We start from the raw sequence: 11,768 nt of genomic DNA on the forward strand, positions 1-11,768 counted from the left end.
AGGGCCTGCGGTCATGAAGCACCGCGTTCAAAGGCCGGAGACATGACCGCACCCGCCCCGCTAGGCCCAAGCATCATCAACAATCACGTTGCCAAACGGGCGCCATCCAGACATGACACCACCCGTTCGGCGTACTTCCGGGAAGTGCCAGGAGCGGTCGTTGTAAGAAGCCGCACTACGTCAGCCTGCAGTTACCAACGACGCAATTTTTCGCGCACCTGGCCCGCTCAAGGATCAGGTGCGCAATCGAGTAGATCCAGATCGCTTTATTTGCGAGGCAGTAGGCGCTGGACTTCCCGCGCCGCGTCGGCGAGGACATCCTCAGGAGTCGCCTTCTGCTCCACCACGCGTGAGAGGTTATCCACGATCGTCTGGGTGACCTTCACCCCATTGGAGCCTGGGAAGGCATACCATGGGATCATCTTCGGCATCTGCTCGAGGCCTGCCTTGAAGAGCGGGTTTTTCGGGTAGAACTCCCCGAGGTACTCGGAGGATTTCGCCGCGAGCTCATTGTTGGGGACGTAACCCGTACCGGGAACGACGACAGACGCGCCATAAGGGCCGGCGGCGAACTTGATGAACGTCCAAGCCGCCTCCTGCTTGGCGGGATCCTTCGTCAGCATGACAGCGGCGTTGCCGCCCGTGGGCAGGCGCCCCTTTTCGGGTGACAGCAGCGGAATCGGGGCCGTGCGCAGATCGAACTTCTCGCCGACGTTGTTGATCACGTTGCGCAGCGCGCCCGTAGTCTGGAACGCGAAGCCGATCTTGCCCGCAACAAACGCCTGCTCGCCGTTGCTCTTGGTGAGGACGGGCATCCCTCCCTCTTTTACCATGCGATCGAGGAGCCAGGGCTCTGTCGCGAATTTTGGATGAGGGCAGAAAGTAGGCTACTCCACCCGCAGCCCTCACGCAGCCAGAATGCTGAACTGCTCGGCGAGGGATAGCTGCGAACTCCGGGCATACTTCGCCTGCTGTTTGCGCATCATGTGAACCATCTCGATCCCATCCAGGATCGCCCGAGCGGACGCCATCGACTTGAACCCGAGCATCGGTCGAACCCGGCGCTTGACGGCGCGATGGTCCTGCTCGATGCGATTGTTCAGGTAAGCACTTTGTCGGATCCGGATCGGCTTCAGCTTGCGCCTTGACCGATCGTGGAGCCGATCTGCCATGTCGCAGGACACGATCGCCTCGCGGTTGGTCTGGCTGCCATCGATCACGATCCGCTCAGGACGGCCGTGCCGCTTCAGCGCTTGGCGCAGGAACCGTTTGGCGGCCGTGAGGTTGCGCCGCTCACTGAACCAGAATTCGACCGTATCTCCGTTGCTGTCAATTGCCCGGTATAAATACATCCACCGCCCACGGACTTTGATATAGGTCTCGTCCACGTGCCATCTCCGGCTGACAGCTCGCTTGCGCCGATTGAATTGCTCAAGCAGCAGCGGGGCGTAGTGAACCGTCCAGCGATGGATGGTGGCATGATCCACCGTCACGCCTCGTTCGGCCATCATCTCCTCCAGATTCCGCAGGCTCAGGCCATAGGCCAGATACCACCTCACGCACAGCAGGATCACTGAGCGATCGAAATGGCGGCCTTTGAACATCATGCACCTCTGGAGCTAACCGGAGGCATAGGCCGAACTCAGTTACCGAACGGTTTGCGACAGTTCCGTTCGCAATCTTTTCGTTCCACTCCGCTCCTGCCGCTCTGCTCTTGCAGCCCATCTTCACCGCCTCACTGCCATGGCGGCGTGGAAGTCTGCAACCTGCGTTGCCGCATGAGCTCGTCACGTCACCTCGTTTGCCTCAATGCGCCCGATTTCAGTTAACGTGACAACACCGCCAGAAACAGCCTCTCCTCATCGTTTTCAACGGCCAAGCTGGTTGGGAAATGCCTCTCGTGGAGGACTGGTAACCCATGGCGAGGTGTTGTGGGTGCCAAGCGGCCGCGACACCCGGATCGTGCCGCCCGAGGGAACCTACCGGCTCAATGGTGGCGCTTCGATCGGACTAGGCTCAATCTAATTTTCTGATTTTTCCACACATTTTGATGCTGTTGGCGTACAATAATCGCGTACTGGATTACGGCCGCAGCGGCCATGGGATCTGGAAGTGCCTGCCGCGTGACGGCTGTGACTTGATGCGCAGCCAAGGGAGGCATGCCATGTTCAAGCATCTTCTCATTCCTACGGACGGCTCGGAGCTGTCAGAGGGGGCGATCCGGCATGGAGTCGAGTTCGCGAAGGGCGTCAGCGCGAGGGTCACGTTCCTCACCGTCACAGAGCCGTTCCATACGATCTCGCTCAAGGTGGATCAGGTCGAGGACACTCCTGACGAGTACCAGCGGCATGCGAAGCAACGCACCACTCACGTTCTCTCCAAAGGAGCCGAGTGTGCGCGAGAGGCCGGCGTCAGTTACGATACGATGCATGTCGAGCATGATCACCCTTATCAGGCGATCATCCAGGCTGCAGAGGCAAAGGGGTGCGACCTCGTCGTGATGGCATCACACGGACGACGTGGGCTGTCTGCTGCGATGCTGGGAAGCCAGACCGTGAGTGTCCTGACGCATTCAACAATTCCGGTGTTGGTGTATCGGCTGCCCAAGCACGGAGCGCGAGAGCAGCACGTGGCCAGCGAAACGAATCCAGCGCTCGAACAGGCAACGGGATCCTGATCAGGCTAGGAACCTCCGGGTTCCTCATAAGGAGCGCCTGCAATCCCGTCCATCGGACGCAGCTTACCAAGCTGCCGATCCTATGGTGCTCCCTCCACCGCTGCGAACAGATGACGATAAAAGACCGCATTGTGGCAATGACTCAACAAAGCCGACAGGTAGGCACGACCGGCTCTAAGGAACAGAACGCAATTTCGAACGGCGGTACCGGCAGAACACTGAAGAGCGCCCCAAAGCGGGTGCGGGGTCAACCCCGCCACCCACCGGGATGCGATTGAGCGCCTCCGGAAGCGTTGAGCCCGGCCGCTCCAGTTGGAAAGCGCCCGTTCCGGCTCCTCAGGCCTCTTAGAGGCGTTGTTACATCGCGTAAGTAAATACCGTCGTGGGACGACGTCCTCGATCGATCTCTGATGGTATGGAGTGATTGCGATGCTCGTCCAAGAGCAATCCGAAACCATCCGGTTCCTTGAGCAGACCCTTGGGGAGGGCTCGCCTGTTCAGATCATGACAACGCATGCCTCGATGATCTTCCTGGCGGAAGACAGGGCCTACAAACTGAAACGCGCGGTTCACTTTCCCTATCTTGACTACTCCTCTCCGCAACGGCGGCATGCCAGCTGTCTGGCCGAGTTCAATCTCAATCGCCGCACAGCCCCAGAACTCTATATTGGCGTCCGCGTGATCACACGCGGGACGGATGGACAGCTTGTTCTCGACGGCACTGGACCATTGGTCGACGCCTTGGTGGAGATGCACCGCTTTGATCAGGAGTGCCTGTTCGACCGCATGGCCCAGCATGGCTCCCTCACGCCGGCAATCGTGGCAGACCTCGCACATCGCATTGCGGTCTTCCATCGGGAGGCGCCCGCCAGTCTGGCGTATGGTGGGATCAAAGGGATATCGGGCGTCCTTGAAATCAATGAAAGGTCGCTGCTCGCCACCAAGCTGGTCCCGGAGGATATGGGAGCCGCAATCGCGCAAAGATTCCGGCGAGCGCTCCAGGATCACTCACAGGTGCTGGAACGCCGCCGTTTCTCCGGCAAGGTTAGGCGCTGCCATGGCGACCTCATCCTTCGCAACATCTGCCTGTGGCGTGGAACCCCGACCCTGTTCGACTGCCTCGAATTTGACGAGAGCCTGGCCACCATCGATGTGCTGTACGATCTGGCTTTCCTGCTGATGGATTTGTGGCACCGAAACCAGCAGTGGTTGGCAAATACCTTGCTCAACCGCTATCTCGATTGGGCGGACGAAACCGAGGGGCTCGGGCTCATCCCATTCTTTATGGCCATCCGGGCTATGGTCCGTGCTCATGTTACGGCGGCTCAGGGGGAGAGCGCATCCCCAGACACAGCGGCCAGCCTGCGGTCCGGTCCGAGGCCCGGCAGTACTTCGATCTTGCTGGGTCGTTGCTGGAGCCCGCGCCATCTGTCTTTGTGGCAATTGGAGGGTTGAGCGGATCCGGCAAATCGACCATAGCCTCGCTTGTCGCACCCTATCTGGGGCCGGCTCCAGGGGCTCGCATTCTGAATAGCGATCGCATCCGAAAACAGCTTCATGGAGTACCGGTCCATGCGCGGCTGCCGGATAGTACCTACCATCCAGAGGTCTCCGAGCAGGTCTATGCGGCTCTAAGGCAGCAGGCTGAACGAGCGTTGCGTGTGGGCTCTGGCGTTGTTGTCGATGCCGTCTTTGCTCAACCTCGGGAGCGAGAGAGGATCAAGCAGCTTGCGGCCGTGAGCCATGTTCCCTTCATGGGGTATTGGCTTCAGGCCCCGGTGGAGGTGCTGGTCTCTCGGGTGGCGGCTCGCCAGAACGATCCGTCCGATGCAACAGCGGAAGTTGTCCGCATGCAGGCCGGACGCAATTGCGGGGAGTTGGATTGGGTCCGCCTGGATGCATCACGGAATTCTGATGTCATCAAAGACGAGGTTCTCCGGCATCAGAGCATCCGAAGAGCGCAATCCTTCCTCGACGAGAGTTTCCCTGTGGAACGGCGATAATCTCCGCGGCATCGTGAACGACGGGATCAGATGTCTCTCCGCTTAGAACCGATCAAGCTCGACTACAGGATATACTGATCCCATCCGCTATAATGCTCCTGGCTGCGAGCCCCGCGCGGCAGGCTGAGCCCGGCCAGGGCAAGGCCCGCGACGAGATCGGCGGCCAAGGCAATGGCGGTGCCGCCGTCGAGCAGGAACGGCGAGACTGCAACCCACAATCCAAGCGGCACATTCAGAAGCCGCACCGTCCGCGCCACCTCGGCCCAGGCCGTGACGGCGATGACAATCGCCACGCAGCCTGCGGTATGATCGCTGAAGTACAAGGGCGGCTCGACGCCAAAGAGCAGGCGCGTGCAGAGCAGATAGACCCCGATCAGCGTGCAACCGATCAGCGTCCAGGGATAAGTCACGCCGCCCTTGAGGAATTCCCAGGCGATCTGGCTGATGGGCATGTTCAAGCCCTGCACGGGATCGCGCTGTTCTGAGAGCACCGGACCGCCAAAGATCAGGGTGCGCCAGACGGAGTGGCCGACGCGCCGGCTCTGCCACAGGTACTGCGCCGTCGCGAACACCTCGTCTATCGAGTACGGGATCAGCAGGACCGTGATCACCGCCTGCACAAGGCAGAGCGTGCACAGCGCACCAATGATCGTAGGCTGAATGATGATGAAGCCGACGCTCACGGCACCCAGCGGCACCACCAGCAGTCCGAACAGCAGCACCAGCCATGGCATCGTGCGCCAGCGGCGCTGATCACCGATGATGCCGGTCAGAATGTCGAGGATGTAGGTGACCGCTCCCAGACCGGCATCGGCGATGGGAAAGCTTTTCGACACACTCGACGTGACGACCGCCTCGGTGCCGTTGCGCCCGCCGCCATGGCCGGAGAAGAACGGATCCCACAGGCCGTCAATGTGCCCGAGCTGGAAGGCGCCCAAGTAGCGGGAGATGAACAGGCCGACAAAGGCCAACGCCACGATGGGCACGCGCTGCACGTAGGATGAGGGCGAATACGACCAGCCGAGCGGTACGTCTGCCGGCGAGGCTAGGGCCTTGCGGCTGAGGCCGGGCTGCGGCGGCACCATGACGGCAAACACGATCACCAGCGTGCCGATCAGCGTATCAACGGCATAGGCAGCGGCGCTCGTCGTCCAGAACACCAAAGGGGCAAACAGCAGCCAAGTGCCCACCAACGCCACGGCCCATGGCACCCAGGAGCGGGGACGGGCAAGAGCAAGGCATGACAGCCCGATCACGGCCACGCCGCTGATCATCTCGCTCCAGGCCAGCCTGGCATTGCGTAGCTCAGGCGGCGGGAGCTCGTGGCCGGCGGCGGGCGGTAGCGGCAGTGGGCCGACCGGATCGAACAGACCATAGGCGAACGGGCTCGCCAGCAGCCACAGGCCCAGCGCGATGTTGGCAAGGTGCGCCCAGAGCGTGGCCCCGTGCTCCTGCGCGAGGGCGGTGTCGACGGCCCGCACCGCTGGGTGGTCGGCGGATGGTTGCCGCTCGACCACCTCTCGCAGTTCCTCTTCTGCGCCCGCGACCACAGCCGGATTGAGCTTGTTGTTCTGGTACCAGTCCGTCGGATCGGTCTTGAGTGCCGTGATCATGGCGGGCAGCGTCGCCAGCAGGGAATGGCGCGGCGACCAGCCCAGGAGCGTGCGGGCGCGGCCGATGTCGAGTTCATAGTGATCATCGGCAATCTCGACCATCCAGGGCCGAATGAAGGGATCGTGCGCCAGCACCTCCTCCTGCACCCAGGCGCCCGCCTCAACCAGCGGCTTGGGCAGTGCCACCACCGGCCAGGGCTCACCATGGACGAGCTCGCCGATGCGTTTCTGCAAGGCTTTGTAGCTGGGCGTCTCGGTTTCCCCGAGGAGGAACGTGACCTCACCCGGCAGTTTGTCACGCCGATTCACCACGCGCTCGACCGCATCGACCAAGTCGTCGAGATGCAGCGAAGGCTGGCCATGGTCAGGATCACCGGCGAACAGATAGCTGGTGGGCTGACGCTCGTAGATGCGGGCGATCTGCTGAGCGAGGAAGGCCGAGCGGCAGCGCTCGTCGTAGACGCCGGCCGGCCGCAGGCTCACGACCGGGATCGGACCATGCTCGGCCAGGAGCAGCTGCTCTGTCTCGACCTTCGACTGTGGGTAGGCCCACGTGGGTGCTAGCGGCCAATCCTCGGTGATTGGCCGACCCGGTTGTGTGGGGGCGTGAACGAGCATCGTGCTGGCGAAGACGAACTGCTCAACCTTGTCGAACTCACGCTTTAGCATCCGCAGGAGGCGGCGGGTGCCCTCCACTGTCACGCTCTGGTACTTGGGATCGGGCTCACCGGAGAGGTCGTAGTACGCCGCCAGGTGGATCACCGAAGCAAGATGGGCGCCGAACCGGCGGCGGATCTCGGTGAGGGCATTCCGCACGCTGTCATCGGAGGTCAGATCGACCAGAACTGTCTCGACACCCTCCATGGGCTTCTTCGGCTGGACGGTATCGAGCCCGACCACCCGGTAGTGCCGCACCAGGCGGGCTGCCATGGCTTGCCCCAGGAAGCCGCTCGATCCGGTGATCAGGAGGAGAGGACGCGGCATGAAGCCCTCCTTGCGACAGCCCGACGGGACCCCTCACCCGGCAGTGTCGCCGTGGGCGCAGGTCTGCTCCAGGTAGGCGGCAAGATCATAGTCGCCGAGGAGTTCTCCAGGCCTGACCGTCTGCTCGACCTCGATGGTGACGGCCTGTCCGCCGACCGTGAGCACGCTTGGCTTGATGCAGGTCCAGGAGCCATCGGAATTCCGACGGAAGGCTTCGCAAAGGTCTGGTGTCATAGCCTCTCTCCCGCGGAATCGAAAGCTGACACTCCGCCGCTCCAGCCCTGATCACGTCCTAGGAGCCGGGCTGGCGGAGTAAATGCCTCGATAGGCGTGACGACCTTGGAGAATACGGTAGCCGCGAACGAAGGCCGGAACAGGGCTGAACGGGATTCTGGTCATCTGGCCTGCGCAGTCGGTGGTGACGCGACACAGATCGGAGGGCATCATTGTGCTGCTTGGCTCCTCATGTCCATCACTCCCTTGCTGCCCTTCTGTCCTGAGCACTACCACTCCTTCCGCTAGATCCTCCTATCCGGCAGTGCCGTCATGCTGCTTATAGAGACGATCCCATGAAAAACCTTCACTCTCAATTCTAAGGACACCAAGCGGAAGTATTCTCACGATTAGATTACCGGGTTCCTGCAATGTAGTTTGTCAGCTGATCGATGACAAACTCCCTGTCCTCAATCATGCTCTTGACCAGGTCTCCGATTGAGACCAGCCCAACCAGGTTACCATCGTCCATGACGGGAAGGTGCCTCACGCGCTCGGCTGTCATAATCGCCATGCATTCCTCGACTGTCCGATCAGGCGTGACATAAGCAAAGCCTGCTCTCATGACGTCCCTGACCACAGTTGTCGGCGATGATCGGCCTTTCAAGAACACGTCCCTGGCATAGTGGCGTTCTGTGAAGATGCCGATGGGATCACCGTTCTCGACAACAACGAGGGCGCCCACGTCCTTGCGTGCCATTTCTTCGATTGCCGCAAAGACTGTGTCATCAGGCCGGATCGTCCATACGAGCTGGCCCTTCTTGTCCAGAATGTGCCGCACGATAGCCATGCTGCCTCCTCAGAGACTGGTTGCTGAGCCGGAAAGTCTCAGCAGCCGTATTGTACAAGCACCTCGCAAAGTTGGCTTTGCCCACCAGCGCCGCTCGGCAGGAAAAGTGCCCTGCGGGCACCTGTCTTGTTCAGGTCTGGAGCCAGACTTTGTGCACAGGGTGCGGTTACATGGCAGTGAAATGCCCACCCGCCCATTCTCCAGTTCGGCGGACTGACACGCCTTGGCCTACGGGGCCTGTGCGACGTAGAGCCGGTCGAAATCAGCCGGGGCGTGCTGCAGCCCGTCCGCATCCGTGATGAGGAGATCAATGACACCGTCCGTGTCCAGCTGATGTGCCTTCTCCAAAGCCGCGGCGGCGCTGTTGCAAGTGACCGCCACCGTCCCGTTCTGCCCCTTCCCAGTCACGACAAAGAACATGCTGTCTCCACTCGGTTGTCTGCTGTTTGAGGTCATGAATGAACGGCACCCGTTCAACGGCATCGCGGATGCAGATGATGCTGCGCCGTCACGGGGCCAAGGGGCAGTCTCGTGCCGGCTGCCTCCTGGCTGGGACGCCCGGTCGCGGCAACACGATCGTGCAGATCACGGCCCTTGCTGTATCTCGGCATGGTCTCTGGAACCAACACCCGTGCCCCAGGCCGGTTCGCCTATCGGGTGCGGCGTGCGCGCCCGCACGCTCCGCTCCGGAATGTAGAACTCCATACCATCCTCACCGTCGTCCCTCGTGAGCGCCCCGCACCAGGGCAACGCACGTCCAAGGAGGACAGCATGCGGAAACTGCAACTGGCCGCCAGCTTGGCGGCAACGGCGCTGATGGCCGAATCGGGCCTGGCGCAGACGAGCCCCGCACCGACACAGCCAGCCGGATCCGGGAAGGTGATCACGCAGATGACGCCGGACCTGATGCGCGGCTCGAAGCTAACGGGGATCGAGGTCTATGGCGCCGATAACCGGAAGATCGGCGACATCGACGAGGTGCTTGTCGGCAAGGATGGCAAGATCCAGGCGGTGGTGGTCGGGGTTGGCGGCTTCCTCGGCATCGGCGAGAAGGACGTCGCGATCCCTTATGACCAGGTGCAATGGATGGCGGTCGCCCCGCCCTAGGCCGCTGCGGGCCAGACTGCCCCGGGTACCACGACGGGCGGGGCGACCGCTCCGGCCAGCCCGGGCGCCGCACCTCCGGCGGGCCAGCCGAGCACTACCGGCAGCACCGGCACTGCGGGAGGCACCGCCGCGACAACCGGCGCAGCTGCCGATGACGGTGTGCCGGACCGGGTGATGGTCAAGATGACCAAGGCGGACCTGCAGAATGCGCCGGTGTTCCGCTACAGCGCGGCCGGCGCCGCTCGCACGGGCACCACCAGCCCGCCCCCGGCCAACCCCAACCGGCCCGGCACTGCGCCGCAACAGTAAGGCTGAAATGAGGGAGGTGGGATGAGCCCGCCTCCTTCATGAGCTCACAGGCGATGGGAGAGGTCAGGGCCTCCGCTGCCTCGGCTGTGGCACCTTGGAGCTTTGCGTCGCATCGGGAGGCTGCGGCGGCTTTTGATCCCTGGGCGGTTGAGGTCCCTGGTCCGGACAGTCAGCAAGGCTTGGATTGGCCACCGGGTTGCAGGGGTCCGGCATCGGCGTGACCGGCGGCTTGCCAGGCAGATCGGGCTTCATCGAGGGTCGGTCTGAAGCATCGGGTTTGCTGGGCATGACGAACGCCCTCCGTTCTCCGCCAGGTCAACGGAAACGGGCCGCGATGGTGCCATGAGACGTCCTCCAGCAACCAGACTGCTGAACCGGAGTCACAGTGCATGAGCAAGCTTTCCCACCTCCTGATTCTCGGCCTCATTATCGGTCTGTGCAGCTTGACGCCAGCGCTCGCCCAAACATCCGCTTCGCCCGGCCCAAGCGAGCCCCGTTCGGATAGGTCTCCGCCGCAGGACCCGGGCTCGACCGGATCGACCTGCCCTGGTAGTTCCTTGAGCGACCGTCTCCGCCGGTGCGACGGGGTGATCCCGCCGCCCAGGGATCTGAAGCCGGACAACACCATCGAGCCGCCCGACACCGGAAGAACCCCCGTCATTCCCCCCACCCGGCTCTCCAGGGGGCGATCAGCGACTTGATCCAAAGTAGTCGCACAAGGAGCACTCACGACCTTGATGTCCGATCCGCGTATCCCTGATCCCGCTCCGGATCCGACCCCTCCGCCAGAGCCGCCTGAGATGCCGCCGCAGCCCGAGCCGATTGACGTGCCCTCACCTGTCCCGGACAACGTCCCTCCGCCGAATGAGCCGGTCGGTGTGCCGCCGACCTCACCGCCAGAGATCCCGGTGACTCCGCTTACTCCGGCAAACGACCCGCCATTGTGCATGGGTCCTTACCCGCAGCGGAGACCCGTCACGATCCCGGTGCGGTCCACCTCGACGTTCAACCGGTCGGAGTCGAGGTCCGTCGTGTAGGCGCCGCCGCCGGGCTCGATCTTGCGCACCTCACGGGCACCTGCGGCCCGGCGGGCCCTGTCAGCAAGCTCCAAAGAATATACCTCTCCCACAAAGGACTGAGCGTTGCTGGCCGCACAGGCCTGCCGGGCCGGCGCGGTGGTCGGCTGGGCAAAGCCGCAGGCGGGAGGGCACCGTCAATTTAACCCGGCACTGTCAACTTAACTGAGTAAAGGCCGTCTTCTGGCGTTTTCAGCTCTTCCCCGGCGGGTCTAAGCTCTTGAAAATGCGTGGCCCGCTCCGGACCTAAGCACCGGAAAGAGCAAGGAAAAGCGTTAAGTTGACGGTGCCATGCGCTATACCAAAGGGTTGAAAAGAGAATGCTTGACGTGGAGGTGCCGAATAGAGAAGGGCGAGCGGCCACATGAGCCGCACTTACAGGCCGTAGATATGACTGCACCCGACCACCTTGCAAACACGTCAACAAATCCCTTGCCAAAGGGGAGCGTCCAGATATGACGATGCCCCTTGCGCCACCGACCCTGGGCCGGCGTGCTCAGTGGGAGCGGTTCTCGTCCTGGTCTGACGGCAGGGTGAACAGAAACACGGCCCCTTGAGGCTCATTCGCGCGGGCCCACAGCCGGCCGCCATGCGCCTCGATGATCGAGCGGCAGATTGCCAGGCCCATGCCCAGGCCGTCCGGCTTGGTCGTGTAAAACGCCTCGAACACCCGCTCCATATTCTGTGGGTCTAGCCCGACGCCGGTGTCGTGCACGGCGAGCAGCACGGCCCCGGATTCATCCAGCCGGGACCGGATCAGCAGCTCGCGTGGCCGCTCCGCCCCCTCCTTCATCGCCTCGAGGCCGTTCAGTACCAGATTCAGGATCACCTGCTGCAACTGCACCCGATCGCCCGCCACGGGCGGGAGGTCAAGCGCCAGCTCGGTCCGCAGCAGGATCCGATGGCGGCGCACCTCGCCCTGGACGAGAGCCACCG

General features: G+C 62.5%; 11 protein-coding genes and 2 pseudogenes. 5 read left to right on the plus strand and 8 right to left on the minus strand.

The window, feature by feature from the left end:
* Positions 1 to 266: 266 nt before the first annotated feature.
* Positions 267 to 845, minus strand: a pseudogene (locus ACS5Q1_RS42665) (extracellular solute-binding protein); the annotation flags it as partial.
* Positions 846 to 905: 60 nt separating this feature from the next.
* Positions 906 to 1,604, minus strand: coding sequence for an IS6 family transposase (locus ACS5Q1_RS42670; RefSeq protein ID WP_473103914.1), 699 nt, complete (start codon positions 1,602 to 1,604; stop codon positions 906 to 908).
* Between the two features lie 560 nt (positions 1,605 to 2,164).
* Here ACS5Q1_RS42670 and ACS5Q1_RS42675 point away from each other — a divergent pair.
* The 3 genes from ACS5Q1_RS42675 (at position 2,165) to ACS5Q1_RS42685 (ending at position 4,680) form a co-directional block, all read left to right on the plus strand.
* Positions 2,165 to 2,677, plus strand: a complete 513-nt coding sequence (locus tag ACS5Q1_RS42675; RefSeq protein ID WP_473103904.1) for a universal stress protein — start codon at positions 2,165 to 2,167, stop codon at positions 2,675 to 2,677.
* Positions 2,678 to 3,106: 429 nt separating this feature from the next.
* The gene (locus ACS5Q1_RS42680; protein WP_473103905.1) at positions 3,107 to 4,132 is read left to right on the plus strand and encodes a phosphotransferase; all 1,026 of its coding nucleotides are present in this window, start codon (positions 3,107 to 3,109) and stop codon (positions 4,130 to 4,132) included.
* Positions 4,129 to 4,680, plus strand: coding sequence for a P-loop nucleotide/nucleoside kinase family protein (locus ACS5Q1_RS42685; protein ID WP_473103906.1), 552 nt, complete (start codon positions 4,129 to 4,131; stop codon positions 4,678 to 4,680). Before ACS5Q1_RS42680 ends, ACS5Q1_RS42685 begins: the two co-directional genes overlap by 4 nt.
* 62 nt (positions 4,681 to 4,742) lie before the next feature.
* Here ACS5Q1_RS42685 and ACS5Q1_RS42690 read toward each other — a convergent pair whose 3' ends face one another.
* The 4 genes from ACS5Q1_RS42690 to ACS5Q1_RS42705 form a co-directional block, all read right to left on the minus strand.
* Positions 4,743 to 7,277, minus strand: a complete 2,535-nt coding sequence (locus tag ACS5Q1_RS42690; protein WP_473103907.1) for an NAD-dependent epimerase/dehydratase family protein — start codon at positions 7,275 to 7,277, stop codon at positions 4,743 to 4,745.
* 33 nt (positions 7,278 to 7,310) lie between these two features.
* Positions 7,311 to 7,511, minus strand: coding sequence for a hypothetical protein (locus tag ACS5Q1_RS42695; protein ID WP_473103908.1), 201 nt, complete (start codon positions 7,509 to 7,511; stop codon positions 7,311 to 7,313).
* A 394-nt stretch (positions 7,512 to 7,905) separates the two neighbouring features.
* A complete protein-coding gene (locus ACS5Q1_RS42700; protein ID WP_473103909.1) occupies positions 7,906 to 8,340 on the minus strand; it encodes a CBS domain-containing protein in 435 nt (144 codons plus the stop codon).
* A 228-nt stretch (positions 8,341 to 8,568) separates the two neighbouring features.
* Positions 8,569 to 8,760: a hypothetical protein gene (locus ACS5Q1_RS42705; RefSeq protein ID WP_473103910.1), complete on the minus strand. Its 192-nt coding sequence runs from the start codon at positions 8,758 to 8,760 to the stop codon at positions 8,569 to 8,571.
* A 351-nt stretch (positions 8,761 to 9,111) separates the two neighbouring features.
* Between ACS5Q1_RS42705 and ACS5Q1_RS42710 the strand changes: the two genes are divergently transcribed.
* Entirely contained in the window at positions 9,112 to 9,447 is a 336-nt protein-coding gene (locus tag ACS5Q1_RS42710; protein ID WP_473103911.1) for a PRC-barrel domain-containing protein, read from the plus strand.
* Between the two features lie 174 nt (positions 9,448 to 9,621).
* The gene (locus ACS5Q1_RS42715; RefSeq protein WP_473103912.1) at positions 9,622 to 9,756 is read left to right on the plus strand and encodes a hypothetical protein; all 135 of its coding nucleotides are present in this window, start codon (positions 9,622 to 9,624) and stop codon (positions 9,754 to 9,756) included.
* Positions 9,757 to 10,711: 955 nt separating this feature from the next.
* On the opposite strand, the pseudogene ACS5Q1_RS42720 reads toward ACS5Q1_RS42715, so the two are convergent.
* Both ACS5Q1_RS42720 and ACS5Q1_RS42725 read right to left on the minus strand, forming a co-directional pair.
* A pseudogene (locus ACS5Q1_RS42720) lies at positions 10,712 to 10,900 on the minus strand (I78 family peptidase inhibitor); the annotation flags it as partial.
* A 428-nt stretch (positions 10,901 to 11,328) separates the two neighbouring features.
* Positions 11,329 to 11,768 (minus strand): ATP-binding protein (locus ACS5Q1_RS42725; RefSeq protein ID WP_473103913.1); only part of this gene is annotated, 440 nt, incomplete at its 5' end.

The organism is Microvirga sp. GN3, assembly GCF_055792825.1.

What these genes read in the sequence shown, in the direction of transcription:
- ACS5Q1_RS42695 (WP_473103908.1), bottom strand. Translation starts at nt 7,511, where the DNA reads ATGACACCAGACCTTTGCGAAGCCTTCCGTCGGAATTCCGATGGCTCC.
- ACS5Q1_RS42715 (WP_473103912.1), top strand. Translation starts at nt 9,622, where the DNA reads ATGGTCAAGATGACCAAGGCGGACCTGCAGAATGCGCCGGTGTTCCGC.
- ACS5Q1_RS42710 (WP_473103911.1), top strand. Translation starts at nt 9,112, where the DNA reads ATGCGGAAACTGCAACTGGCCGCCAGCTTGGCGGCAACGGCGCTGATG.
- ACS5Q1_RS42705 (WP_473103910.1), bottom strand. Translation starts at nt 8,760, where the DNA reads ATGTTCTTTGTCGTGACTGGGAAGGGGCAGAACGGGACGGTGGCGGTC.
- ACS5Q1_RS42670 (WP_473103914.1), bottom strand. Translation starts at nt 1,604, where the DNA reads ATGTTCAAAGGCCGCCATTTCGATCGCTCAGTGATCCTGCTGTGCGTG.
- ACS5Q1_RS42680 (WP_473103905.1), top strand. Translation starts at nt 3,107, where the DNA reads ATGCTCGTCCAAGAGCAATCCGAAACCATCCGGTTCCTTGAGCAGACC.
- ACS5Q1_RS42675 (WP_473103904.1), top strand. Translation starts at nt 2,165, where the DNA reads ATGTTCAAGCATCTTCTCATTCCTACGGACGGCTCGGAGCTGTCAGAG.
- ACS5Q1_RS42700 (WP_473103909.1), bottom strand. Translation starts at nt 8,340, where the DNA reads ATGGCTATCGTGCGGCACATTCTGGACAAGAAGGGCCAGCTCGTATGG.
- ACS5Q1_RS42690 (WP_473103907.1), bottom strand. Translation starts at nt 7,277, where the DNA reads ATGCCGCGTCCTCTCCTCCTGATCACCGGATCGAGCGGCTTCCTGGGG.